Annotated in this window: 25 protein-coding genes, 1 tRNA gene and 1 pseudogene; 2 read left to right on the forward strand and 25 right to left on the reverse strand. The window is 52.7% G+C overall.

Translation table 11 applies throughout. From position 1 onward, the window contains the following. Positions 1-244 precede the first annotated feature (244 nt). The gene (locus BN54_RS09135) at positions 245-1,102 is read left to right on the forward strand and encodes an amino acid ABC transporter substrate-binding protein (RefSeq protein ID WP_019206895.1); all 858 of its coding nucleotides are present in this window, start codon (positions 245-247) and stop codon (positions 1,100-1,102) included. 71 nt (positions 1,103-1,173) lie between these two features. On the opposite strand, the gene adhE is transcribed toward BN54_RS09135, so the two are convergent. Then, positions 1,174-3,789 carry a bifunctional acetaldehyde-CoA/alcohol dehydrogenase gene (gene adhE, locus BN54_RS09140; protein WP_019206896.1) on the reverse strand — a complete coding sequence of 872 codons (2,616 nt, stop codon included), beginning with the start codon at positions 3,787-3,789 and terminating at the stop codon, positions 1,174-1,176. Between the two features lie 445 nt (positions 3,790-4,234). Between adhE and brnQ the strand changes: the two genes are divergently transcribed. After that, positions 4,235-5,575, forward strand: coding sequence for a branched-chain amino acid transport system II carrier protein (brnQ, locus tag BN54_RS09145; RefSeq protein WP_155818385.1), 1,341 nt, complete (start codon positions 4,235-4,237; stop codon positions 5,573-5,575). 56 nt (positions 5,576-5,631) lie between these two features. On the opposite strand, the gene spx is transcribed toward brnQ, so the two are convergent. From spx to BN54_RS10440, 24 genes and pseudogenes are all read right to left on the reverse strand, one after another. Further along, positions 5,632-6,030, reverse strand: coding sequence for a transcriptional regulator Spx (gene spx / locus BN54_RS09150; RefSeq protein ID WP_040470203.1), 399 nt, complete (start codon positions 6,028-6,030; stop codon positions 5,632-5,634). Between the two features lie 33 nt (positions 6,031-6,063). Next, positions 6,064-6,801 (reverse strand): NADPH-dependent oxidoreductase, encoded by a 738-nt coding sequence (locus tag BN54_RS09155; protein ID WP_019206899.1) that lies wholly within the window; start codon positions 6,799-6,801, stop codon positions 6,064-6,066. 18 nt (positions 6,802-6,819) lie between these two features. Beyond that, positions 6,820-7,464, reverse strand: coding sequence for an SDR family NAD(P)-dependent oxidoreductase (locus BN54_RS09160; protein WP_268869347.1), 645 nt, complete (start codon positions 7,462-7,464; stop codon positions 6,820-6,822). Between the two features lie 197 nt (positions 7,465-7,661). Next, positions 7,662-8,066 carry a MarR family winged helix-turn-helix transcriptional regulator gene (locus BN54_RS09165; RefSeq protein WP_019206902.1) on the reverse strand — a complete coding sequence of 135 codons (405 nt, stop codon included), beginning with the start codon at positions 8,064-8,066 and terminating at the stop codon, positions 7,662-7,664. An 11-nt stretch (positions 8,067-8,077) separates the two neighbouring features. Then, on the reverse strand, positions 8,078-8,494 hold the full coding sequence (locus tag BN54_RS10430; RefSeq protein ID WP_019206903.1) for an NAD(P)H-binding protein: 417 nt from the start codon (positions 8,492-8,494) through the stop codon (positions 8,078-8,080). A 5-nt stretch (positions 8,495-8,499) separates the two neighbouring features. Further along, a complete protein-coding gene (locus BN54_RS10435) occupies positions 8,500-8,658 on the reverse strand; it encodes a Rossmann-fold NAD(P)-binding domain-containing protein (RefSeq protein ID WP_019206904.1) in 159 nt (52 codons plus the stop codon). A 175-nt stretch (positions 8,659-8,833) separates the two neighbouring features. Next, positions 8,834-9,310, reverse strand: a pseudogene (locus BN54_RS09175) (glycosyltransferase family 2 protein); the annotation flags it as partial. Next, positions 9,300-9,446 (reverse strand): hypothetical protein, encoded by a 147-nt coding sequence (locus BN54_RS10335; protein WP_019206906.1) that lies wholly within the window; start codon positions 9,444-9,446, stop codon positions 9,300-9,302. The pseudogene BN54_RS09175 and the gene BN54_RS10335, both read right to left, overlap by 11 nt. A gap of 92 nt (positions 9,447-9,538) precedes the next feature. After that, positions 9,539-9,772: a hypothetical protein gene (locus tag BN54_RS09180; RefSeq protein WP_155818388.1), complete on the reverse strand. Its 234-nt coding sequence runs from the start codon at positions 9,770-9,772 to the stop codon at positions 9,539-9,541. Between the two features lie 44 nt (positions 9,773-9,816). After that, positions 9,817-10,293 carry a hypothetical protein gene (locus tag BN54_RS09185; RefSeq protein ID WP_040470208.1) on the reverse strand — a complete coding sequence of 159 codons (477 nt, stop codon included), beginning with the start codon at positions 10,291-10,293 and terminating at the stop codon, positions 9,817-9,819. A gap of 149 nt (positions 10,294-10,442) precedes the next feature. Next, entirely contained in the window at positions 10,443-12,965 is a 2,523-nt protein-coding gene (locus BN54_RS09190) for a M1 family metallopeptidase (protein WP_019206907.1), read from the reverse strand. Positions 12,966-12,980: 15 nt separating this feature from the next. Then, on the reverse strand, positions 12,981-13,862 hold the full coding sequence (locus BN54_RS09195; protein WP_019206908.1) for an alpha/beta hydrolase: 882 nt from the start codon (positions 13,860-13,862) through the stop codon (positions 12,981-12,983). 11 nt (positions 13,863-13,873) lie between these two features. Next, positions 13,874-14,554, reverse strand: coding sequence for a 2,3-bisphosphoglycerate-dependent phosphoglycerate mutase (locus tag BN54_RS09200; protein WP_019206909.1), 681 nt, complete (start codon positions 14,552-14,554; stop codon positions 13,874-13,876). A gap of 77 nt (positions 14,555-14,631) precedes the next feature. Beyond that, positions 14,632-15,585 carry an AEC family transporter gene (locus BN54_RS09205; protein ID WP_019206910.1) on the reverse strand — a complete coding sequence of 318 codons (954 nt, stop codon included), beginning with the start codon at positions 15,583-15,585 and terminating at the stop codon, positions 14,632-14,634. Positions 15,586-15,738: 153 nt separating this feature from the next. Further along, a complete protein-coding gene (gene manA, locus BN54_RS09210) occupies positions 15,739-16,713 on the reverse strand; it encodes a mannose-6-phosphate isomerase, class I (protein ID WP_019206911.1) in 975 nt (324 codons plus the stop codon). A gap of 17 nt (positions 16,714-16,730) precedes the next feature. Next, a complete protein-coding gene (locus BN54_RS09215; RefSeq protein ID WP_019206912.1) occupies positions 16,731-17,714 on the reverse strand; it encodes a beta-galactosidase small subunit in 984 nt (327 codons plus the stop codon). Beyond that, positions 17,698-19,575: a glycoside hydrolase family 2 gene (locus BN54_RS09220; RefSeq protein ID WP_019206913.1), complete on the reverse strand. Its 1,878-nt coding sequence runs from the start codon at positions 19,573-19,575 to the stop codon at positions 17,698-17,700. The genes BN54_RS09215 and BN54_RS09220 overlap by 17 nt, the downstream gene beginning before the upstream one ends. Before the next feature lie 235 nt (positions 19,576-19,810). Beyond that, positions 19,811-19,896: transfer RNA gene (locus tag BN54_RS09225), tRNA-Leu, on the reverse strand. A gap of 45 nt (positions 19,897-19,941) precedes the next feature. After that, complete coding sequence (locus BN54_RS09230) at positions 19,942-20,415, reverse strand: SprT family protein (RefSeq protein ID WP_019206914.1); 474 nt, start codon at positions 20,413-20,415, stop codon at positions 19,942-19,944. Continuing rightward, the gene (locus BN54_RS09235; protein ID WP_019206915.1) at positions 20,408-22,573 is read right to left on the reverse strand and encodes a Tex family protein; all 2,166 of its coding nucleotides are present in this window, start codon (positions 22,571-22,573) and stop codon (positions 20,408-20,410) included. Before BN54_RS09235 ends, BN54_RS09230 begins: the two co-directional genes overlap by 8 nt. Positions 22,574-22,588: 15 nt before the next feature. Further along, on the reverse strand, positions 22,589-23,416 hold the full coding sequence (gene nadE / locus BN54_RS09240; protein WP_019206916.1) for an NAD(+) synthase: 828 nt from the start codon (positions 23,414-23,416) through the stop codon (positions 22,589-22,591). Next, positions 23,409-24,887 (reverse strand): nicotinate phosphoribosyltransferase, encoded by a 1,479-nt coding sequence (locus BN54_RS09245; RefSeq protein ID WP_019206917.1) that lies wholly within the window; start codon positions 24,885-24,887, stop codon positions 23,409-23,411. Before BN54_RS09245 ends, nadE begins: the two co-directional genes overlap by 8 nt. Before the next feature lie 62 nt (positions 24,888-24,949). After that, entirely contained in the window at positions 24,950-25,651 is a 702-nt protein-coding gene (locus BN54_RS09250) for a GntR family transcriptional regulator (RefSeq protein WP_019206918.1), read from the reverse strand. Between the two features lie 183 nt (positions 25,652-25,834). Then, a partial coding sequence (locus BN54_RS10440) for an aspartate/glutamate racemase family protein (RefSeq protein WP_040470211.1) occupies positions 25,835-26,071 on the reverse strand: 237 nt, incomplete at its 5' end.

Raw genomic sequence — 26,071 nt, forward strand, 5'->3', positions numbered from 1 at the left:
TGAAAGCCGACCAAACCGGTAAAGTGAATCACCCCTGTCAGTTGCCCCGCTGAAGGCAGTAAGCGTGGGCCGGTCGGCGGCCGTTATCCCCACGGGTTTAATGATTGAACCTACTGAGTCTGGTTTTGTGAAAAAGCAGGGATCCGGGGTGGGACCGCGCCAAGCGCCCCCGTCACCATTTTTTGGTGGTGGGGGTGCTTTTTTATTCTTGTTTACGTTAATGACAACTAAAGGAGGAGCGTTTATGCAAAAAAAGCGTTGGTTAATCAGTTTCAGTTTGATTGCAACCCTAATCGTAAGTCTCTTGATTAGTCCCGTCGGCAGCTTGGCCAACCAACGGGCGGACCAAAGTGATCAATGGACCCAAATCAAGAAGCGGGGGACCCTGCTGATCGGGGTCGATGACAGTTTTGTGCCGATGGACTTCCGGCAAAAGAATGGGACGCTAGTCGGCTACGACGTTGATTTATCCCGCGCCGTTTGCAAAGTCTTGGGCCTCAAGCCCGAATTCCAGTCGATCGATTGGGCGATGAAGGAAACCGAACTTAAAAACGGCACGATTGATGTCATCTGGAATGGCTACACCGCCACCCCCGCCCGGGCCAAACAGCAAGCCTTCAGCCGGGTGTATGAGCGCAGCGGCCAATCCTTGGTAGTGCGCAAGGATGCCGGGATCAATTCCTTTGCTGATATGAAAGGCAAAGTGGTCGGTCTGCAACAAGGTTCGACCGCTTATACTGATTTTTACAAGTACCCCGCTAAGCTGAAGCGCTACGTCAAAGGCCGGATTATCTACCAAGACAACAACTCGGCCTTCTTGGATCTTAAAGCCGGCCGCATCGACGGGGTCTTAACCGGGACGGTCTATGGTGGTTACTACGCTAAGCACCTCGCTGGTTCCAATGACTATAAGTTAATTGGTTCGGACGTCTTTCCCCAAGACGAAGTCGCCGTGGGAATCCGGAAAAAGGACCGCACCCTGGTTAAGAAAATCAACTACGCCCTCAAAGTCTTACAAAAAGATGGGACCTTGCGCCAAATCAACAAGAAATGGTTGGGGATTGATACTGATTACCTCGGCCCCGTCGATCAATTCAAGTAACGATCAACGCGAAAAGCCCTGGTCGAGCGTAGTGCTCACCAGGGCTTTTTAGCTAGTGAATTACCAACGGCTTACTTGGTTTCGACACCCTTGCCGTCGTATTCATCAATCATGATTTGCTTCAGGTCGCTGATCAGTGGTTCTTGCGGGTTGGCCGTCGTACATTGGTCTTCGTAGGCCAAGGCGGCTAACTTGTCAACCACTTGGTCGAAGTGGGCCTTGTCAACGCCCCAAGCCTTCAAGCTCAAGGTGACCCCAACGGAGTGGGCCAATTCCTTGACCTTTTCGCACAGTTGGTCAATCAAGGCTTGGTTGCTGTCACCAGTCAGGCCAATTGTCTTGGCAATCGTCGCGTAGTCTTCTTCCGCCCGGAAGGCTTCGTACTTCGGCCACGTGCTGAACTTCTTTGGCAGGGTCGCATTGAACTTGATGACGTGCGGCATGGTAATGGCAATGCAGATCCCGTGGGTCAAACCAAATTCCCCACCCAACTTGTGGGCAATCGAGTGGTTGATCCCTAAGAAGGCATTCCCGAAGGCCATCCCCGCCAACGTCGAAGCATTGTGCATCGCCGCCCGGGCTTCCGGATCCCCGTTGTAAGACTTAGTCAGGTTTTGGAAGACCAGCTTGATGGCTTGCAAGGACAGTGGCCGGGTGTAATCGGACGCCATCGAGGAAACGTAGGATTCCATCGCGTGGGCCAAGACGTCCAAGCCAGAAGCTGCAATGTTGCCCTTTGGTACCGTGTCGACAAATTGCGGGTCCACGATGGCCACGTCTGGCGTCAAAGCATAGTCAGCCAATGGGTACTTAACGTGGGTCTCGGAGTCAGTAATAACGGCAAATGGCGTTACTTCGGATCCCGTCCCGGACGTTGTCGGAATAGCGACCATTTGGGCCTTGCTTGGCTTGTCAAAGCGGTAGGCCCGCTTACGGATGTTCAAGAACTTTTGCTTAGCGCCAAAGAAGGAAGCATTCTCGTCTTCGTAGAACATCCACATCCCCTTGGCCGCGTCCAATGGCGAACCACCCCCGAGGGCGATAATCGTGTCGGGCTTAAAGGACTTCATCAAGGCGACCCCTTTTTCAACCGTCTTGGTCGATGGGTCAGCTTCGACGTCCGAGAAGACCAAGTATTGAACATCATTTTGCCGCAACTTCAATTGATCAACTACGACATCAACGTAGCCGTGCGCGTAAATCGATGGGCCCGTAACAATGAAGACCCGGTTGATGTTTGGCATGTCCTTGAGGTAACGAACGGAGTCGCGTTCAAAGTAAATTCGTGGTAATTTGATCCATTGCATGTTATTCCGCCTCTTGGCAATTGTCTTGATGTTAAGCAGGTCGTAATCGGTGACGTTGTGAGAAATTGAGTTTTCCCCCCATGAACCGGTCCCCAACGTTAACGATGGCGTCATCCGGTTATAGATGTTCCCAATGCCCCCTAGCCCCGATGGGGAGTTAACGATTACCCGGGACGCCTTCATAGCGACCCCATATTCGCGGGCCAGGTCCATATCAGTCGTTTGAATGGCCGCCGTGTGGCCCAAGCCCCCGTAGTTGAGCAAGGCTTCACACTTGGCAAAGGCATCGTCCTTGCTTTGGGCTTGGTAAACTGACAAGACTGGGCTTAACTTTTCACCGGACAGCAATTCCTTGGGCCCGATTTCTTCTACTTCAACGGCTAAGACTTGCGTGTCGGCTGGAACCTTAATGCCCGCCATTTCGGCAATCTTCATTGCTGACATCCCGGCAATCGGCCCGTTGACGCCCCCGGTCTTTTCATTAAACATCGTCGTCCGCAACTTGGCGTGATCTTGCTTTGGCACGAAGTAAACCCGGTTGGCTTCTAAGCCGGCCTTCACTTCGGCGTAGATTTCCTTATCAATCACGGCACTGTTTTCCGTGGCACAGATCATCCCATTATCAAAGGTCTTGGATAAGACCAGGTCGTTAATGGCCCGGGCGAGGTTGGCACTCTTTTCAATGTAGACGGGCCCATTCCCAGGACCGACCCCTAAGGCTGGCTTCCCCGTGGAGTAAGCCGCCTTAACCATCCCTGGACCCCCAGTTGCCAAGGTGCAGGCAATCCCAGGGTGGTTGATCAAGGCCGTGCTGGTTTCCCGGCTTGGTTCGTCAATCCATTGAATTGCCCCCTCTGGCGCCCCCGCTGCAATCGCTGCATCGCGGACGATCTTAGCCGCATGCCGGGAGCACTCTAAGGCTTGCGGGTGGAAGGAAAAGATGATCGGGTTACGCGTCTTCATCGCAATGATCGCCTTAAACAAAGTCGTCGACGTCGGGTTGGTCACCGGCGTGATCCCTGCTAAGACCCCCAGTGGTTCGGCAACGGTGATCAATTCATCGGCCTTGTTGTCTTCAATCACCCCGACCGTGTGGTGCTTGCGGATGTGGTGCCAGATTTCTTCGGTTGCGAACATATTCTTGATCGCCTTATCTTCGACCACTCCCCGGCCGGTTTCCTTTACGGCTTCAATCGCCAACTCCATGTGCTTGTCTTGCCCAGCTTCGACCATTTGGTGGGTAATGTAGTCAACCGTCTTTTGGTCAAAACCTTGCATGACGTCTAAAGCCGCGTGGGCCTTTTTAACTAAGGCGTCCACCATTGCTTCGGCCCGGGCCTTTGGATCTTGGGTAACTTGAGTTTCATTCTGCTTAGCCATTCTAAACAGTCCTCCTTGAACTCTGATCTGTGCTTGTACTTGATTACGGTTCTTACTTTAACTTACGAATGTGAAAAAGTCAACAAGTCTAATACCTTGAAATATAGGTATTTATCCACTGTTTAAGTTTATAATTGTGAATAATATCCCAATCAAGGGGGGGCGTTTTCCCAACCAAGCGACAATGGAACCGCCTTCAGAGCATGTGAAAGTAAATGCAAACTCGTCCTAAGTGACCCCTAAAAAAATATTGGTCTACTTTGCTCCCTAACCTCAACTAGTGGTTAGAAACTAGGCCAGGCCGGTTGCTGTGCTTAATGAACACTTTTGGATCGCCCCAGCTGGCAAACCAATATGGTATAATTACCTTTCGTGTCAACCAAAACAAAACGTAGTAAATACTAACCGGGGGATCAGCAGCGTCCTCCCATAGAAAGGATTTATCATTGTGACTCAAAAACTCACCTGGAAAGATTATTTGGTGCTAGGTTCCCTCTTTTTTGGGATGCTCTTTGGGGCCGGAAATTTGATTTTCCCGGTCCACCTCGGCCAATTGGCGGGGCAACACTGGCTGGCGGCCGCCGGCGGCTTCTTGCTTTCGGGGGTCTTGTTGCCCCTGATGGCCTTTTTAGCCCTGGGCCTTTCCAAAACCAGCGGCCTGTATGAGCTCACGAAACCCTTGGGCAAATGGGGCGCCTTGCCGCTGATCTTATTGGTACAACTGACGATCGGTCCCCTGCTGGCCACGCCCCGCACGGCGACGGTTTCTTATACGATCGGGATCGCCCCGTTTTTGCCGGCCCACTGGCAAGGCGGCGGATTATTGCTGTATACTGGCCTTTTCTTTGGCTTAACCTACTTGGCGATGGTCCAAGAAAGCAAAATCACCGCTTTGATCGGGAAATACTTAAACCCCTTATTCTTGCTGATTCTAGCCGTAATCTTTGCCCTGGCCTTTAGCCACCCCCTCGGTCAAGCGCACCACCTGGCCGCCCTAGGGAGCTACCGCCCAGCGGCCTTTGCCAATGGCTTTTTGCAGGGCTATAACACGATGGATGCCCTGGCCGGGTTAATCTTTGGGATGACGATCATTACCGCCATCCATGAGTTAGGGGTCACCGATCGGACCGCGGTCTCGTGGGCGACCATCAAAAGTGGGCTGATCGGAATGGGGAGTGTGGCAATTATCTACCTCGGCTTGATTTGGTTGGGTGCTACCAGCCGGGCAAAATTTGCCCTCGGTGCCAACGGCGGCATCACCCTGGCGCAAGTTGCCCACCACTACTTAGGCAGCTTAGGGGACGGGTTGTTGGCGGTCTTAACCATTTTGGCTTGTATCACGACCGCGATGGGGTTAGTGGCCGCCTTTGCCCAAGCCCTCAACCAGCTGTTCCCTCGTATTAGCTACCGGACCTTTTTACGCTTGGCCTGCGGCGGTTCCTTTCTGATCGCTAACCTCGGGTTAGATCTGATCATCGCCTGGTCGGCCCCCATCCTGACCTTCCTGTACCCGCTCGTGATTGCCTTAATTGTCCTGGGAATTTTAACCCCCTGGCTGGGCTTAGATCGGACCAGTTTTCGGTTAACCGTTGGGCTAACGGCTCTCCCGGCCTTTTTAAGCCTCTTTAAGGATCTACCGCCGGTTTTGGCGCACACTGCACCGATTCAAGCGCTGGTCACTGCCGCTAGTCACTGGCTGCCGTGGTACTCACTGGGCTTTGCCTGGCTACCGTTCACCTGCCTAGGGCTCTTGCTCAGCGGCCTCTTAAAATTGCGCCGGGCCTAAAACGCCAACAGGCGGCTTCCTCCCCGAATTAATCAGGGCGGAAGCCGCCTGTTTTTTTACCCCAACGCTGCTTGCTGGGCCTTGGCCAATTCTAAGCGCCGCACTTGCCGGGGCAAGAAGCGCCGAATCTCATCTTCATTGTAACCCACCAATATCCGCTTATCATCCAGGATAATCGGCCGGCGCACCAAGCCGGGGTGCGTTTGAATCAAAGTCGTCAGCTGGCTTAATGATAATTCATCCAGCTCAATGTCCAGGGCTTGGTAAGCCTTGGAACGTTTGGAAATGATATCGTCAATCCCATTTTCGCTCATTTTCAAAATCGACTTAATTTCCGCTAAACTCAACGGTTCGACTGCCAGATTGCGCTCTACAAACGGAATTTGGTGCGCCGTGAGCCACGCCCGCGCTTTACGGGATGAACCGCTGCTCGGCGCTAAAAATAACGTTACTATTTCCTCTTCCCCCTTAGTAAAATTAATTCTGAGTTAACGCGTAAGCTCAAACCCCTGCGCCTTTACAAAGGCGGCGACGGCTGGCCGGCGCAGGGTCGCAAAAAAGTCCCGCTGAGTCGTTGTCCAGTCCGTGTCCTTCGGGTGGCTGGGCCGGTGCAAATAATAGTCACGGACTACTTCATCATAATCCCCTAACTCCGTAAACTGGGCCGCCGGGTAGGTGTCAACGGCGGTAAAGTTAGCCAGCGGTAACCGCGGCTTGACCCCATTTTTCGTCCGGGGAACGCCAATCGTCAACCCAAATAACGGCACCGTATACTTGGGTAAGTGCAACAATTCCGCCACCCGGGCCAAGTCATTGCGCAGGCCACCGATAAAGCAAATCCCCAAGCCCTGCGCTTCTGCGGCGACGGCCATGTTTTCCGCAGCAATCGTGGTATCAACTACGCTGACCAAAAACGATTCCAAATTCGTTACCGGCACCACCGGCTGGCCCGCAGCTTCCAGTAAATGGGCCTGGCGGTACAGATCCGCCACAAAGACGAAAAAGGCCCCACTTTTTTTGACATAGGCCGCACTTTGGGAAATTTCCGCCAATTCATTCCGCAGCGCCGGAGCTTGCACTTCAATAATCGAAGTGGCCTGCACAAAATTAGACGACGAGCCCGCGTGGGCCGCCGTTAATAATTGTTGTTTGATCGCCGCTGACAGCGGAGTCGCTTCAAAATCCCGCACTGAAACGTGCTGGGTCAATAAATCAAATACTTCCATCTTCCTCATCCTCTTTGATCATTCGTGATCGATGCTTTGGGTTAAGTCCAGGTGTTGGTTAACCTCATTGACGACTTCTTCAATCTTGGTTTGCAACGCGGCAACCGACCAATTCCCTAAATACAAGCGGCGCGGAGCGTGGGCCAGTTGGGCCAATTTGACAATCGCTTGGCCGACCAGGACCGGATCGCCGCTTTGGTGGTGATTAAGTTGGCCTAAGCCCGTCATGGTCTGCGCCACAACTTGATACTCGGGCAACGTCTTAGCAGACCGCTTCATCGAACGCCCATCTAAAAAGTCCGTCCGCACCCCGCTCGGGCCGACCGCCGTAACTTGAATCCCAAACGGCGCTACTTCCGCCGCCAACGCCTCACTCATCATGATGACCGCGGCCTTAGTTGCCGAATAAATGGACTGGCTGGGGCCGGCCACCGTTCCAGAAATGGAAGCAATATTAATAATGCGGCCGTGCTGTTGGGCGTGCATGATCGGCAGGACGGCTTGGGTCATTTGCATTAACCCAAAGACGTTAACGTCAAAATTTTGCTTGACTTCGGCCAAGGAAAATTCTTCAAAGGCCCCTAAAATGGCATACCCCGCGTTGTTGGCCAGGACGTCTAAGCGGCCCCACCGCGCCATTACCTTGGCAACCGCCGCTTGAATGCTGGGAGCTTCAAATTACATTTCCAGTGGTAAAAACTGGGCTTGCTGATCCGGGGCGGCCTGGGCTACCTGCGCCGTTAACCGAGCCGCATTCCGCTACGTTGCCGCCACGGCATAGCCGGCCTTTAAAGCTTGAATTACCGTCGCCAGGCCGATCCCCTTTGATGCGCCCGTTACCAACATTACTTTTGGTTCACTCATGCTCCTCCTTTGAGCACGGTTAACCGTTCCAACACGGGGTGGTATTTGGCTAAAATTGGTGCCACCACCCGTTCTGCATTTTGCAAATACTGCCAGCCCGCTGGCGTCAAATGAATCAAGACGCTTCGCTTATCCACGCTGCTGGGCTGCCGTTCAATGACCTCACAGGTCCGTTCAAAGCGGGTCAGCATCCGCGAGGTCGCGCTTTGACTGAGCCCTAATTTGGCACTTAAATCATTGACCCGCAGGGGCTGTCCCTCGGCTTGCGCCAAAAAGTGCAAGACGTAAAATTCATTTAAGCTGATCTGATCGACCAGCGTTTGCAACGCGGCGGTCAGCTCTTGATCAATCTGTTGGGTTAAACTTTGTAATTTTAACCAGTCAGTTAAAGCCCTTGTCATCATAATCCCCCTTAATAAAAAGACGGGTGAGCAAAATGGGTGCCCGGCTTCCCCACCCCGTAGCTGGTCCGCCACAGATGATCGTCATCAGCCAACAAATCTAAGATGGCTTGCACGACGGCTTGGCGGGATACTTCAGCATCGGCAAAGGGTTGCCCGCTCGGCACCAATTCGTACTCGCGATCAATGTCATCGTCAAACAACCAGGTCAGCTTCAACAACAGGTAATTGAGGTCCGAATCCTGCATCAACTTGGCGGAGGCCAATTCTCCCTGCAAATAACTTTGCGGCAGGTTCGCCGCCGTCCAGTCCGCCAAGGCTTGGGGAACTTCATTTTCAATGCCGGCAATCGTAGCGGCGATCACGTGCGGAACGTGAGCGGCTTGCATTGCTTGAAGCAAGCTGGCGGTGTCAGCGGCATCCGACATTGAATTTAAATAGACCAGTCCGTGCCAACCAGTGCGGCTTGTAAGCGGGCTTGGTCTTGAAAATCACCATCCACCAACGTCACCCGGTCATTGGCCGCCCACCTTGCCAGTCGTTGACTTACGTGACGACCGTACAAGACTAAGTTTAAATCCGTTTCAGCCAACAGCCGGACCGTCAGTTGGCGGGCAATTTATCCCGCGGCCCCTAAAATCACCATTTTTTTACTCATCATTGTTTCCTCACTTTTAATTTGTTTGCGCATGCATATAATATACGATTGGCCGCTTGGTAAGCCAGGGCAATTTGCTTGCCCTGTAACATCAGCTTAAACGACAAGTTTGTTTGATCAAGAAGTACAGCGCGTGTTCTTCTGGCATCGCATCCGCATCGTAAACCGCTAAGTATTCCCCCTGGGCAATTTTAAGGGCATCGTTTAAGACCCCGGCCTTCCCGCCGGTCCCCGTTCGTTCAATCACTTGAATCCGGCGCTTGGCATACTCCGGTCGGTCCACCACCTGGTGCATCATCGCAGCCGTCTGATCACTGCAGTTATCAGCATACAGCAGGACTTCCACCTGAGCGGGGGGATAATTTAAGTTCAAAATCGCCTGGGTCGTTTGGGCAATCACCAATTCCTCATTGTGCGCGGGAACGACAATGGTCACCGTCGGATAGGTTGGCAACGGCGTCACGTGCGCCCGCTCGTTAGCGTGTTTTAGCCAAAATTTAGTGGCCCCAAAGAGGTTTATCAACGACGTTAACAGGCCGATCCAAATCGTGACCAAAGTTAACATCAAGACGACTTTAATGACCATCTTTTATCACCCCCGGACTAATTACGGCGCGTTCGACCCAGGTATAGATTATCCAGGCGCACACAAAGAGAATCACAAACGACACAAAGAAGATCCCGGTAATCACCAGGGCCACCCACATAAATCCCGTCATCATTGCTCTGCCTCCAGTAAGTATTCCATCACAATATCCGTTTCCAACTCGCGGACCAAGTGGTGGAGCAAGCGGTGAAAATCATACTTAGCCGCTTAGGCTTGCGTCAAGTGGGCTTGCCTCATTTTAAGGCCAGTTGGCTGAACCGGTGCCAAGGCAGCCAAGTGCTGACGCGTCGTCTGCGTTAATTGGGCCATTTGGTGCTCACTCAAATCATAGGAGTAGATTAAAAAAGTCGCATCGTCAATATAAAAAAACTGTTCAGCTGGCAAACGGTGGGTCCGTAGTTCATGCGCCAGCGCGCGCAAAAAGGCGTCGTGCTCTTCCAAGTGGAACTGCTCGTATTGTTGATGGTGTTCCCAGTGAATAATCGTCACATCCAGGGAACGTAAAAAACGCCCGTTTGCAACAATTCCCGTGACCGCTCGTAAACTGCTTGGGCCAGGGCGGTGGTCCGTAAGGTCACGACTGGATCACGGTGTTGCAGATAACGTTCGATTTCGGCTTGCGTAGCCGCTAACCGGCGGTACTGTAACAAATCCCCCCGAATCACGGCCGCCAGGGAAGCCATTAACGGAAAGGCCGCCAATAGCAGTAACTTAGCGGGGATCGGGATCACTACATAACCAAAAAGCAGAATCGCGGTTCCTAGGGCCGTTAAGCCAATCATCAACCAGGTCAACATCAAGCTGGGAAGCAACAATCCTACCACGGCACCCAGCGCCAGTTGTAAGGCCAGGCCGATTTGTAAATTAGCCTGGTAAGGCTGGGCAACAAAAAACAACCCGACTGGCAGTAGCATGACCGCCAATAAGGCACAATAAATCGGTATTAAATTCCGGCGAAGCACTTAGAGTCCTCCCTCAAAAACGTTTTGTCAATCTTTTTCGTGTAAAGTCAATCAGGTTAATTATACCGGTCCCCTCAGCGAATGTACACGCAAGCCAAATAAAAAAGCGCTGGCTCTGTATAGAACCAGCGTAATTAACAATTTTTTCATTAATCGACTACCGCGGCTACGGCTGCTTGCACCGCCGTGGCTTCGGCTTCAACTAAGGCCGTCTTGCTATCAACCACCTTAATATCCATTTCAATTTCCCGGGTTAAACCAGGGGTATTGACTTTCGGCGCAAAGAAGGCCGAAAATTCTGTCTGCCGTTGCCGGGTATGGAAGAGCCGTGCCGTCACCGTGATAAAGGTGGCAAATTCCATGTCCCCACCAACGGTCGCATCCAACCAGCCCCACTCCTGCCGGAGCCAATCCCAGGCCAGTTGTTGGCCCACTGGGTTGGCCAACACGCCCCGGTACCAAGCCCGCAAGTCCTGCGGCTTGATCGTGGCGGCATCTTCAAAGTGGTCAACCAACTGCTTCAACCAGGTTGGGTTGTCAACCTTGGTCAAAGCCGCCGTCAAATCCTTTTTGTAGGCCGGATCGCTGGTCTGCCGGTAGGCTGCCAACAACGTTTGGAATAAGGCCTCATCACCGAAGTGGCGTAATTCGTTGGTCAAAACCAGCGCCCGGACATCCGCTGGCAATTCCGCGGCCGGGGTCTGCGTAAACAGGGTGTGGGCCGCTGCTACTGCCATAGGGTCTTCCGCATACAGCGCGGCCGCCAAGACCGTCGGCCGCATCAATTCATCGTCAATGCCTTCGCCGGCTTGCTTAACCCACCCTAAGCGAGTGGCTTGCTGCTGGCTCAGCTGACCAAAGTAGCCTTTCAGCACCTTTTCGGCCTCCGTTTGCGGCGTGACAAAGTCCTTTAGGCCGTTGGCAATTTGGTACAGCGCATCAATCACAATCGCGGATTGACTGGCCTTAAACCGGGGCAGCCAGCCGGCCAACTGGGCGTACGAAATTTGCCGGGCTTCCGCCAGTAAGCGCAAGTCTTGCAAGAGTTGCAACTGTGCAATCGCATCCAGTTCAGTCAAATGGTCCAACAAATCCGTCAATAAGGTTTGATCGTACTTGACAATATAGTGGGCCGCATTCCCCACGTTCAAGCGCAATGGGGCTCCCGCCGCTTGTTGCAAACCAGCATAATCGCCTAAATCCAAACTGGCCGTCTCCATCAACTGCGGGGCGGTAAAGTTCGCGTTTAATGGTAATGGCCACCGTCGGCCTTGCTCGTTGCCATCCCCAATAAAGAATTGTTGCTGGCTGAGTTGCAAGTGCCCGTCAACGACCTTGGCTTCAACCACGGGATACCCCGGCTGCTCGAGCCAAGCATGCATAATCGCCCCGATATCCAATCCCGCCGCTTCGCCAAGCGCTTGCCATAAGTCTTGGCCCTTGGCGTTGCCATACTGGTGAGTCGCAAAGTAATTCTTTAAACCGGTCCGTAAAGCTTGATCGCCAATTAAAGCCCGCACCATCACTAACAAGCGACTCCCCTTGGCGTACACAATTGCGCCGTCAAAGATGGCATCAATTTCGCGCGGGTCTTCCACCGCCACGTGGACTGATTGTACCCCATCCGTGGCATCCCGTTGTAAGGCCATCGGGGCTTCTGACGTTTGGAACATTTCCCAAACGTGCCAGGTTGGTTCCAAGGCATCCAAGGCGACGTATTCCATCATGTTGGCAAAGGATTCGTTCAACCACAAGTCATCCCACCAGTTCATGGTGACCAAATCACCAAACCATTGGTGGGCCAGTTCGTGGGTAATCACCGTTGCCACCACCCGCTTGGTCTCCAAGGCGGTGTTATCAGGATCAACTAACAGGTAGGCTTCCCGGTAGGTCACTAAGCCCCAGTTTTCCATCGCCCCGGCCGAAAAGTCTGGCAAGGCCAACTGCCAGGAATGTGGCAATGGGTACGGCGTTTGGTAAAAGTCTTCGTAAAATTCAATTGCCCGCTTGGCAATGTCTAAGGCAAAGGTCAGTTCCTTGGCCTGGTGGGCTTGGGTTGCAAAGACGCCGACTTGTACCCCGCTCTTGGTGGTCGTAACCTGCTTTTGCATTTCCCCAAAGGCAAAAGCCACCAGATACGTTGACATCTTGACCGTCGGTTGAAAGTAGTGCACGCCCGCGGTTTCGTGATCTTCCGGCATATTGGCAATGATCGTTTCACCCGGCTGTTCATCATACTTAATCGCCAGCGCAAAGGTGGCCTTGGCAGCTGGTTCGTCCACACACGGGAAGGCTTGCCGGGCAAAGGTGGTTTCAAATTGGGTCCCGATTAATTGCTTTTCTTGCCCGCCGACTTGGTAATACGAAGGATAAATCCCCATCATCGTGTCGGTCAAACGCGTATTGTAATCGATCACCACGGTAACCGCCCCCGGCGTCGGTAAATCAATTTCTAACGTTTCTTTTTCGGCATCGAGGTCAAACGGTACCGCCACTCCATCGACGCTCACCGCCGTCACGTTTAAAAATTTTTGGTTCAGCGCAATGTGCGCTGCCTTAGCTTCCCCAGTGACGGTGGTCCGACCTTGAATCGACTTGGTCGCCCGGTTAATGTCTAAATATAAATCGTAATGGGCCGGTACGAACCGGTCTAACAAGCGTTGCTTGGTCATTTCCTTGCTTCCTTTCTACTTTGCCGTTGGTTCAAGCTTGATTTGGCGGGCCAAGAAGTCCGCCACGGTTTGATAAACGGCGGGACTCCAAAAGTCCTTTTCGTGATCCGCGCCCTTGACCCGGACCGCTTCCACCGCTACCCCGGCAGCAGCCAAGGCCGTCGCCATGTCTTCCATTTCATGATATGGCACAACCTGGTCGGCATCCCCATGTAACAATAAAAAGGCTGGGTAGGTTTGCCCAGGTTGGATCCGGTACAACGGACTCATTTCCTTCATTTTGGCTGGCCACTGAGCTGGGTCTTGCCCGAATAGGCAGATTTTCAACAAATCAGAACCTGGCACATGCTGCGTATAAGCAAAGGTATCCGCCACATCCGTAGGAGCAAAGCAAGCCACCACTGCATTTACCTGATCCGACTGGTCCGGATAATCAGCGGTCCGGTAAGCCGGATCATTGGCAGTCAACGCCGCGAGCAAGGCTGCATTGCCACCGGATGACGTCCCCCACAAGACGACTTGGTGCGGGTCGATTGCATACTGCGCCGCATGCGCCCGCAAGTAGCGGATCGCCGTCTTGACATCTTGCAAAAAGGCCGGGAAGGGATGGCCCTCAATCGCGTTGCGGTGTTGAACCGTGGCAACGACAAAGCCCTGATGCACATATTGCACCAGTTGGGGGATTTCTTCCCCCAAGGTCGGTCGTTGCCAGGAGCTGCCCTGCACAAAGACCAACAGGGGCCGGGGCGCTAATTCAGCGACCCGATGCCGTTGCAGCCACGGGACCAATAAAGATAGGTGCAAAGCTTCCCCATCAGCCGCTGCGTAAGTTACGTTTTCAATCAACCGGACTTGGCCGGCCAAGGTTGGATTGTTGGTAAGTTCTTTAATTTGCATTCCGCACCTCTTTAACTTGGTTGATTAATAATTTCTTTGGTTTGAATTTGCAAACGGGTATCAAGTTGGTAGACGATCGGCTCAGCATTAGGGACCTCAACACGATCAATTTCTGCATCACCGATCCCTTCCAGGTATTTGATCAAGGCCCGCAACGAGCTGCCGTGCGCAACCACCAGCTGATCTTGGCCCGCTAACAGCCGGGGCGCAATCTGATCCTGCCAATACGGGACCAGACGCCGTTCGGTCATCGCCAGGCTTTCGGCCCGTGGAATGGCCACCCCCAAGCGATCATACCGCGCTTCGTGCTGGGCGCGTGGCAACTGGGGTGGCACCGCCGTATACCCCCGGCGCCAAGCTTGCAGTTGGGCCGCCCCGACCTTAGCCTTCACCGCCGCCTTATTCTGCCCACTTAGAGCCCCATAGTGGCGTTCATTTAACCGCCAGGTTTTAAACATGGGAACATATAACTGATCCTGGGCCGCCAAAATCAAATTGGCGGTCTTGATCGCCCGTTGCATGTACGAAGTGTGCACCGCTCCATACTGGTAATCTCGTTGGGCCAACAGCCGACCGACCGCTTGAGCCTGGGCAATCCCGTGGGGTGTCAAGGGCGAATCCGTCCACCCCGTAAAAATATTGGCTAGGTTCGCCTGGCTTTGACCATGGCGAACAATGACTAATCTTGCCATACTTCACCCCCTCTTTTCCTCGTTCTTATCTTATCACGAATCTGCCCGCTGCCGGGTGAATTGTGGCGCTGATTTCCCTACTTTACTAAAGTTTGGACTACCACCATCAAAATTGGAATTACGATCACCGACAAAACGGTCGTTTCCGTCACCATAATCGCCGCGTAATCAGCATCGGCGTGATAAAGCTTTGAAACGACCGGCGCATTGGTCATCACCGGCATGGCCGCTTGAATAATAAAGACTTGTTTCATCAACGTCGGCATGTCCGTTGGCAAAACCAACAGGGCCATCAAAGCCGGTGCAATCAGAAAGCGGCCGAGTAAAATCCCCCAGGCATCGCGATTAAAGCGGACCCGGGCCAGGCCGGCATTAGAAATGGCAATCCCAATAAACAGCATGGACAGCGGGATCGTTAAGCCCCCCAAATAATTGCACGTCGACAAAATAAAGCGGGGCAACTTAACGTGGGCAACGACTAAAATTACCGCCACAATAAACCCCAACAGCGGCGGAGAAAACAACTTGCCCAACGCCTGTTTGACATCCAATTTGGCTGCGCCAGTGCCATCCTTTTGAATCAGCCACACCCCCAGGGTCCAAAAAAAGGTCGTGTTGGCCATGTAATATACCAAAACATACGGAATAGACGGGCTGCCAAAGAGGGCTAGATTAATCGGCAACCCAATAAAGACCGTATTGGAATTAAAAAACATCGATGAAAACAAGCCCAAGTGATCGCGCTTAATCGCTAAGGCTTTGGCCACCGCTAATGACAGGGCAAACAAAATCAACATCGAAATCACCGGATACCGCAAATCCGGCAGCAGAACATGGAGTTGATCGGCGGAAAATTCCTTGGTAATCGTTGAAATCATGTAGGCTGGCAAAGCCACTTGGGTCACGAGCCGCGAAATCACCCGGCCCGAAGCGGGGGTAAACCAGCCTCGTTCATTCAGGATAAAACCAATGACCACCATCGCCAAAATTACGCCGACCCCCGAAAGCGCCGCTAAAAAGACCGCAAACATTCAATTTTCCTCTCTTACGTGTAGTTTTTGTCGAAGCGAAACTCGCCTTAAGTAACCCTATTATTGTATGCCGGATTCAAAGGGATGACCAGCTTAAATGAGAGAAAAATTAGAAAAGGAGCTGGCAAAACGCACCAGCTCCTCTAGAGTCATTTAATATTTATCTGGAGCCGGCACCGACGTGATCAAGGTCAGTTGCCCACGGAAGGTCCAGTCCGTGACCGGGTGCGGCAAGATAAAGTGCTGCCCCTTAGCGAGGGGATAAGTTTGGCCCGCCACCACCAATTCACCATGCCCCGCAATTACCGAGGCCAAAACAAAGGCTTGCGAGCCCATTTGTTGCGGCAACTCCCCGTTGACGACCACCTTTTGGACCGTAAAGTATGGTGACGTCGGTGGCGCCACCAAGGTGGTCACCGTTGAGGTGCCCACGGTTTGCGTGGTTTGGTGCAATTGGGGAGCAACAAAGGGAACCGTAATGACTGCCTTAGCGGGCGCTAAATGGAGCTCTCGCAACTTGCCATCCGGGCCCTTGCGATCATAATCATATAAGCGATAGGTCACGTCAGAACTCTGCTGGGTCTCGAGCACTTCAATCCCTTCGGTCAAGGCGTGGATCGTCCCGCTGGGCACGTAGACAAAGTCCCCCGTCTTGACTGGCAGTTTCCCTAATAATTGGTCCCACTGGCCGGCATCGATCAACTCGGCCAATTCAGCCCGGCTCTTCGCCTGGTGGCCATAAATCAAGTAGGCGTTCGGCTGGGCCTTTAGGACGTACCAACATTCCGTCTTGCCCAGTTCACCTTCATGCGTGCGAGCATATTCATCGCCAGGGTGAACTTGGACGGACAGCTTGGCATTGGCGTCTAAAATCTTGGTTAATAACGGGAAGCGATCACCCTGAGGGTAATTAAAGAGCGCCGGTTGACTTTGGTAAAGGGTGGCCAAATCTTGCCCGGCAAACTCACCATTCGCGACGATACTGACCCCATGGGGGTGCCCAGAAATTGCCCAACATTCGCCGATCGGCCCGGCGGGAATTTGGTAACCAAAGTCACTGGCTAAGCGGCGCCCGCCCCAGATTTTTTCATGGAAGACGGGCTTTAAAAACAGTGGTGCTTGCGTCATACTACTCATTTCCTTTGTTAGTGTGTTTGAACGTTTCCTTGCAACCCTGGATCAATCACGAAGCTGACCTTATGATCGACGGTGCCATCAATGTGATAAGCCGGTTCCACATCTGCTCCCCAGCTATCGATCCCCCCAACACCACGGACCGCCCCCGCAATTACCAGTACGGTCCGCCGGGCTGGCGGCAATTCCTCTTGGTGGGTGGCATTTTCTAATTCTTCACTGGTGTATGGCAAGGCACTAAAGGCAAAATCGCCGTTTGCAGCCTTAAAAGTCAAGCTAAAGGGTTGATCATCATGATCGGCGTTGTTCAACGTCGTCTGCCGGGTGATTTTTACCCACTTGGTAGCCATGTGCATCCCATTTTCCTGGGGTACCAAATACTTAGTCACCGGTAACCCTTGAATTTCGTAGGTTCCCGGCCGCCCGCCGGCCATCCGGTCCGGATAAGTTTCGCCCGACAGACCTTCATATTCATAGCCGGCGGCCATCGTTGGCATGATCAAGCGCATCCCAAAGACTGGCAGCTCTGGCAAGCCGGCTTGGCCGTGGTACTTGGCGGTCACCTTCAGCGTCCCATCAGCCTTGACCTTATAGGTCACCTTCACCGTCGTCGCGGGAACCGTCAACGTTTGGTAGGTAAAAGTAATTTTAACTTTTTCAGCTTCTTCATGGTTGGTAAATTCATTCGTGGCTGGCGCGACCGGCACTTGCTTGAATTTGCGCTCATCGACTTTTAAGCTGATTGCTTGGCACGGTAAGGCATAATCCGCGGCTAACCACTGGGCTGCTTTCACATTAAAGCCATTGCCCCGGTCATTATCGGTCGTTGCCCGCCAAAAGGTCGGCTTGGGCTCCCGGTAGAGCCATTCTTTACCTTTGATCTTTAGAGATTCCAACCCACCGCGTTCGTATGAAAAGAGGTAGGCGAAATCGGGTCCCTGCAGGCCGAGGGTACCGTCGCCATAAATCACGTGGAGCTTATTTTGGTAATCCATAGTAGTACTTAACCTCCTGCATTACTGGCTTTGGGGTTCGGTCGGCAAACATAATGCCGTCCCCCGAGAATTCATAATCAGCGTGACGATCATCAAAGTCCCCACCGTAGCGCATTACTTCTTGGCCGGTTACCGGATCGGTCACTAAGAGGGCTTGATCAATAAAGTCCCAGATGAAACCGCCGGCGTATTGCGGGTATTTTTGCATCAAGCGAATGTACGAACCCATCCCCCCAACGGAATTCCCCATCGAGTGCATGTATTCGCATTCCAAGAACGGTTTATCCGCGGTTTGCAGGTATTCTTCAACCCCGGCCGGCGGCAAATACATCCAACTTTCGACGTCGGAGATTCGGTCACGGTAGGCCGGATTGCGGATTACCCCTTCATAGTGGGTCAAGCGGCTGCTGTCGTGGTCATGATAGTACTGATCCATCGCTGCGATGTCATCACCAGCATACGATTCATTCCCCAACGACCAGAACAGGATCGCCGGGTGGTTCTTAAAGGTTTCAAAATTCGTCCGCGCCCGATCCAAGACCGCTGGCAGCCACAATTCAACGGAGCCTGGCACGTTATAAGACGGTTCAACCGCCCCACTCTTTTGCCAGGTCCCGTGGGTTTCCAAGTTGTTTTCGGCCATCATGTAAATCCCGTTTTGATCACACAATTGATACCATTCCAAACGATCAGGGTAGTGGCAGGTCCGCACGGCATTAATGTTGTTTTCCTTAAAGGTGGCGATATCCTGGTGCATATCGGCCAGCGTAATCGTCCGCCCCGTCTTCGCGTTCCACTCGTGGCGGTTAACCCCATTAATAATCAGGCGGTGGTTATTAAGCATAATGACGTGATCGGCATTGATTTCAATCCGCCGGAAGCCAAAGTCATATGGCACGACTTCCAAGAGGGCCCCCGCGGCGGAATAAACCTTAATTACCAAGTGGTAGAGGTACGGATCATCCGTATCCCACAGGTGGACCTGTTCAAAGGTTACTGGCACTAATTCCACCGTTGCCGCGCTGGTCAAGCGCTGGTGCAGCAACGACGTCTGGCTCGCGTCTTGAACATCGACGGTTAAATAACCCGCTTCCTTGGCCGTCAGCTTTAACTTCAACGCCAACTGGCCACTGGTAAAGTCATCGTTGACGGTTGGCAAGATGTGCAAGTCTTCAACGTGGATCGCCGGTTGGGCCAGCAGGGAAACGCTGCGGAACAGCCCCGAAAAACGGAACATATCTTGGTCTTCTAACCATGACGCCGAGGAATGCTTGAAGACTTCCACAACTAAGACATTGCCCGTCGGCTGTAAATAAGGCGTCAGATCAAATTCGCTCGGGGTAAAGCTGTCTTCGGCATACCCAACGAAGTGCCCATTCAGCCAAACGTACAAGGCGCGTTCAGCCCCTTCAAAGCGGATCCGGACATCCTTCCCTTGCAAACCGGCAGCTAAGTCAAAGGTCCGCCGGTAAATCCCCACGGAATTGTCGGCCGCCGTGGAAAAGTCGTCCAGGGCTTGCGGATTATCGCCGGTCCCAGCGGGCCGCCGGTAAATTTGGCCTTCCCAAGGATACCAAGTATTAATATAGTGAATCTGGGCATAATCACTCAATTCAATTTCGCTGGGCACGGTAATTTCATCGAAGGGACCTTCAAAGGCTGGCGCCCAAAAGTTGGCGGGCCGCTCGTTCGGCGTCGCCGCAAAAATAAACTGCCACTTGCCATCTAATGACTGCACCAAACTGCTAGCAGCCCCCGCCGCTTCTGCTTCACTGGCAAAGGCTTGGTGGTCACTGTGCGCGGGGATTTGATTAACCCGAAAGACGGTCGGATCATCCAACCATTTTAATTCTGCCTCCATCAACAAAAAACCTCCTCATCCTAGCGCGGCCAGCCTAAAGCCCTTTCGCTTAGGCCACCTGGCGACCTAGTGGTGACATCTCTTACACTTAGTTTTTTACTAAATGTTTACCACTCTAGTATAGCGCTTTCATTTTAGGATGATAAGGGTTGACTTTAACAAATTAAGGAAACCTTCATGATTTAACCAACAAAAAAACTCCCACAACGATCAAATCGTCATGAGAGCTTAGTAGTGCGGCAAAGAGGACTCGAACCTCCACGGTCTAAAACGACCACAAGATCCTTAATCTTGCGCGTCTGCCAGTTCCGCCACTGCCGCGTCAACAGATAATATATTATCAAATAACTTAGCTGTTGGCAAGGCTTACCGTGAAGTTTTTTCTATTTTCTTAAGAATCAGCCGCCCCCGGCACCGGCCACAACGGTAACGGGCCAAATTTACCCGCCGCTTGCGCCAATATCTAATCCCGCAGGCTTGGCATTGGTAACAGTAGCGCTGCTGCGCTTGAACCCGGCGTCGCTGGCTGGTGCGTGGGGCATACCGGGCCCCACCAACCGCCGCCAAGAGTTGCTTAAAATCCTGGTCCCGGTGTTGATAGCCGCGCCCGGTCAGGTGTAAATGGTAGTGACACAGCTCGTGCAGCACCACCCGTTTTAGATTGGCCAGATCAAATTCTTCCAACATCAAGGGATTAATATCAATGTGGTGGTCACTTAAGTGGTAGCGCCCCCCGGTTGTCTTCAGGCGTCGGTTGAAATAAATCTGGTGGCGAAACGGGCGCTGAAAGGCCGCTAACGACCAGGCCTGGGTGTAGGCCAAGAGCTCTTGATCAGTCATTCGGGGCCAGCATGGTCAGTTGAATCCGTTCCCGCTTCAAGTCAACGGATTGGACCCAGACCGTGACAATATCACCAACGGCTACCACCTGCCGCGGATCATTGACAAATTGCTTCGTTAAGCGCGAAATGTGGACTAACCCATCGTGTTTTACCCCAATGTCCACAAAGGCGCCAAAGTCCACCACATTGCGGACCGTTCCTTGCAGCTGCATCCCCGGTTTCAGATCCGCCAATGTCAAAACGTCTTGTCGCAACAATGGTGCCGGCATCGTATCCCGCAGGTCCCGGCCGGGCTTCATCAAGTCATCAATCACGTCTTTGACGGTGACCTCCCCAATGGCCTCGCTAGTAAACTGAGTAATTGGCAAGGCCTGCAAACGCTGATTGGCCGCTGCACTCCCCAGTTGCGCAGGACTGACGTTGGCCGCCGCTAATACCTGGCGGGCCAAAGGATAGCTTTCCGGGTGCACATCGGTATTATCCAGGGGGTTGGCCCCATCAGTAATCCGCAAGAAGCCAGCGGCCTGTTCAAAGGCTTTCGGCCCCAAGCGGCTGACCTTCAGTAATTGTTGCCGGTCCGTGTAAGCCCCATTTTGTTCCCGGTAATTGACGATATTTTTGGCAATCGCAGCGGACAGGCCGGAAATATGGGTCAATAATTGAGCACTGGCCGTATTCAGGTTCACGCCCACCTGATTAACCGCCCGCTCAATCACCGCCGCCAACTCGGCCTTAAGTTCACCGGTCGGTAAATCGTGCTGGTATTGTCCCACGCCAATTGCTTGGGGATCAATTTTCACCAGTTCGGCCAACGGATCTTGTAAGCGGCGCCCGATACTGATGGCACTACGCTTTTCGACCGTCAACGCTGGGAACTCGTCGCGGGCCGCTTGGCTGGCCGAATAAACGGACGCGCCGGCTTCATTGACAATCACATAGTAAACGGGCCGTGACAGTTGCTTTAACTCCGCCGCAACAAATTGCTCGGACTCCCGGCTGGCCGTCCCGTTCCCGATCGCCACCATTTCCACTTGGTATTTTTCGATTAAGTCCCGCAGTTGCTGCCCCGCTTGCGCCCGCTTGGCCGCCGGCGCTGGGGCATGGGGATAGATCACGGCAGTTTCCAACAGCTTCCCGTTTTGATCCAAGACCGCCAACTTACATCCGGTCCGGTAGGCCGGGTCAAAGCCTAAGACGACCTTGCCCTTGAGTGGGGCTTGCATCAACAAGTGGTAGAGGTTTTCACCAAACACCGTAATCGCCTGTTTGTTGGCTTGGTCCGTCAATTGCCGCCGAATTTCGCGCTCAGTCGCCGGCAACAAGAATCGCCGGTAGGCATCTAAGGCCGCTTGCTTCACCAAGGCGGCGGCCGGACTGGCTTCGTGACTGCCGATCAAGCGAAAATTCAGGTAGTTTTGGACCGTTGCTTCGTCCAGGATCAGCTTCACACGCAAGACTTTCTCACTTTCCCCCCGGTTGATCGCTAAGGTCCGGTAAGAAGTCATCTCTTGGACTGGTGCGCTAAAATCATAGTATTGTTGGTAAACCCCGCGCTCATCCAGCGTCGCGCCATCCTTTTTTACCGCGGTTTCAATTTGCCCATGCTGCTGGGCAAAATTCCGCAGCCAGGCCCGGACCGAGCTCATTTCACTGATCGCTTCCGCCAGGATCTCATGGGCCCCCGCCAAAGCTTGGTCGACATCAGCCACTTCTCCCTGGACGTATTTGGCGGCTTCCTGAGCTGGTGCAGTGGCCGAATAAGTCAGCAGCCAATTGGCCAGCGGCTGGAGCCCTTGTTGTTTGGCCACCTGTGCCTTGGTTTGCCGTTTTTGTTTGTACGGTAAGTACAGGTCTTCCACCGTAGCCAGGTCCGGCGCGGCTTGCACCTGCGCCGTCAACTTTGGCGTCAGTTGGCCAGCTTCTTCAATTGCCTTGAGCACCGTTTGCTTGCGGGCCCACAGCTCACTGGCCTTGTGGTAACTGGTTTGAATTTCTTGCAGGGCAACTTCATCCAAGGTCCCGGTCTTTTCCTTACGGTACCGGGCAATAAATGGAATCGTATTGCCTTCATCCATTAACTGCAAAGCCGCTTCGACCTGCCAGCTTTGGTAAGCTGGTAAGGCCGAAGCGACTTGCTTAACAAGTTGGTTCTCCATGCTTCACCTCTTAATCTACTGGCGCCACCACGTGTCTTGGGGGGCCACGGGCAAGTGGCGCTTATGGCCCGTCTTTTGATACCAAGCTTCGATTTTGGCTGCTGCGGCCGCGGCCACGGGCTGGCCTTCCAGATAATCATCAATTTGTTGGTAAGTAACCCCCAAAGCCTGTTCATCTGGCAAGGCTGGTCGCTCTTCTTCCAGATCCGCCGTCGGGGTCTTTTCATATAGGTGCGCCGGGGCGTTTAGGGCGACTAGTAAGGCGCGCCCTTGCCGTTTGGTCAGACCCGTCAAAGGCGTTAGGTCGGCCCCACCATCCCCAAACTTGGTGTAAAAGCCCGTTACAGCTTCGGCAGCGTGATCCGTGCCAATCACCGCGCCCCGGTGGGCCCCCGCAATCGCGTATTGGGCGATCATCCGCTGGCGGGCCTTGATGTTGCCCTTATTAAAGTCCGAGATGGTCTCCCCGGCCGCTTCCAGACTGGCCAACATGGCGTCGGTGGCTGGCTTGATATTTACCCGCACGGTTTGATCGGGGTGAATAAAGTCATTGATTGCACTCATCGCATCAGCTTCATCAGCTTGTTCGCCATAAGGCAAGCGCACGGCAATGAATTGGTAAGCTGGATCCTTGGTTGCGGCTCGCAAGCCTTCTACCGCCAGTTGCGCTAAGCGCCCCGCCAAGGATGAATCTTGTCCCCCAGAAATGCCCAACACTAAGGTTTTCATTCCCGTTTGACGTAAGTAGTCTTGGATAAATTGCACCCGGCGCTTGATTTCTGCGGTCGGATCAATCTTAGCCTGTACCTCGAGGGCCGCGATAATTTCGGTTTGTTTAGTCATCTTGTTCTTCCCCTAATGCTTGCACGTAATCATGAATTTGGGCAATCAATGCCATCTTATTGTCATAGCACTTTTGCGACAGGTCAACTGGGTAAACTTCAGGATTAAGATCCCGCTTATATTCATCCCACAGGCGGTTTAAGCGCTCTTGATGCGAATGTTTGATTTCATCCAAGCTTGGTTCATCATAGACCAATTCCCCATCCACAAAGATATCTTGCAAGAGCGGCCGGGCCACAAAGTCCTTCACCGTCTTGTGCAAGAAGGTAAATTGTGGGTCAAACATGTACAAAGAGTCTAATTGCCGCGGATCTTCGTCCGCGAGGGTCACGTAATCCCCTTCGCTCTTGCCGTCGGCCCGGTCGGTAATCCGCCAAACCTGGTGCTTCCCTGGCGTTGATACCTTAGTGACGTTGTTGGAGAGCTTCATCGTGTCGACCATTTCGCCCTGGTCATTTTCAACCGAAACTAACTTGTACACGGCGCCCAAAGTTGGTTGATCATAAGAAGTAATCAGCTTGGTGCCCACCCCCCAGGCATCAATCTTAGCGCCTTGCATCTTGAGGTTTTGAATTGTCTTTTCATCCAAATCATTGGAAGCGAAGATTTTGGCCTCCGGGAAGCCCGCTTCATCCAGCATTTTCCGCACTTGCTTAGACAGATAGGCCATATCCCCACTGTCAATCCGCACCCCTTGGAAGTTGATCCGGTCCCCAAATTCCTTCGCGACCCGAATTGCCGTTGGCACCCCACTCTTTAAGGTATCGAAGGTATCAACCAAAAAGACACAATCGTGATGAGTTTGGGCATAGGCCTTAAAGGCCGTATATTCATCACGGTAAGTTTGTACCAACGCGTGGGCATGGGTCCCAGAAATCGGAATCCCGAACAGCTTGCCGGCCCGCACGTTGCTAGTGGCATCAAACCCACCAATGTAGGCCGCCCGGGTCCCCCACAACGCGGCATCAAATTCCTGGGCGCGCCGGGTCCCAAATTCCATCAGCAGTTGATCACCCACCACGGACTTAACCCGGGAAGCCTTGGTGGCAATCATAATTTGGAAGTTAATCACGTTTAACAGGGCCGTTTCGACCAGGGACGTTTCCAGCAAATTCCCTTCTACTTGTAAGATTGGTTCGTGATTAAAGACCAATTCCCCTTCCACAACGCTCCGGAGCGTCCCTTGGAACTTAAAGTCCGCCAGATAATCCAAAAAGGCCGGATCAAACATGCCCGTGGACCGTAAGTATTCAATATCGGTGGCCGTAAAACGCAAATTTTTCAAGTACTCAATAATCCGGCTCAGACCCGCAAAAACGGCATAACCGTTTTTAAAGGGCATCTTCCGAAAGAACGCTTCAAAGACCGCCTTCCGATCACCAATTCCTTGCTTCCAGTAGGTTTGCATCATCGTTAATTCATAAGCATCCGTATGCAAAATTAAGCTATCGTCGGGGTATAAGTATTCCATGATTTTCTCCTAATCTCAATTCTTGGTTGAAGGCCCTGATAACCTTCGTCAGTCATTTCCCGCTACTTTTCCAACACAAATTCAAACCGGTTGCCAACATATTGCGAGTGGACGTATTCAAACGGCCGGCCATCCTGCAAATACGACACTTGATTCATCCGCAATAACGCATCCCCCCGGCGAATTCCGAGGTATTCGGCAATCCGTTCAGTGGCACTTACCGCTGAAACGGCTTGGGTTGCATGCCCCGGGTAAAGGTTGGCCTTATCCGCCAAAGTCTTGAAAAAGGAGGTCGTAATCTCTTCTTTACTGAACCCTTCGACTAACGACGCTGGAATCGTCGCGGCTTCGTAGCAAATCGGGATTTGATTGCCATAGCGGATCCGTTCCATCCGCAAGACCCGTTCCCCAGGTTGTAAATGCAGGGTTTCGGCCTCATTTTGTGATGGAAAGGTCAAATGATACGAAATCGTCTTGCTCGATGGTTCCTTGCCCAGGGCTTGCATCAATTCCGTAAAACTGGTAACCCCCGCCATTTTCTCTTGGACCTTGCGATTGGCAACGTACGTCCCGGCGCCCACGCGGCGCTCTAAGATCCCATCGTCGACTAAGGTTTGAATCGCTTGGCGCAAGGTCATCCGACTCACCCCAAATTCCGCGGCTAATTCCCGTTCCGCCGGAATTTTTTCACCGATTTGCCATTTCCCGGCTTCAATATTTTCGCGTAATTCATTATGAATTTGAATGTAGACTGGTGATCCCATGCGTCATTGCTCCTCTCCTTATAAATGTCGGTTGGATGTTTATCCTCTATTTTAACACTTGCCAAATTGGGCTACCAATTTTTTTAGTGCCCATTGGCATTTTTGGCCTCGTTGGGAACGGAATGGTCCAAATTAAAAACAGGATCAAGCGAATTTTTCTTCCCTTGATCCTGTTTAGCCCCGTTAGTCCTGACCTAACTTTTGGCGTTTAGCTAATTCAATCGTCCGGTCAATGATCGTCGATTGCGAATCCACAACCGGAAATTCCGTTTCGGGATCCATTTCTTCAGCATACGATAACTCCGTACAGCCCAAAATCACCACGTCGGCGCCTTGCTCTTCAATCATCGCTTGCACCAACCGGTGATACTTCGCCCCGTCCGAGTGGCCCGCTTGCTTGATGTCATCGTAGATCAACGA

The organism is Limosilactobacillus ingluviei str. Autruche 4 (assembly GCF_000312405.1).
Lineage (GTDB): Bacteria > Bacillota > Bacilli > Lactobacillales > Lactobacillaceae > Limosilactobacillus > Limosilactobacillus ingluviei.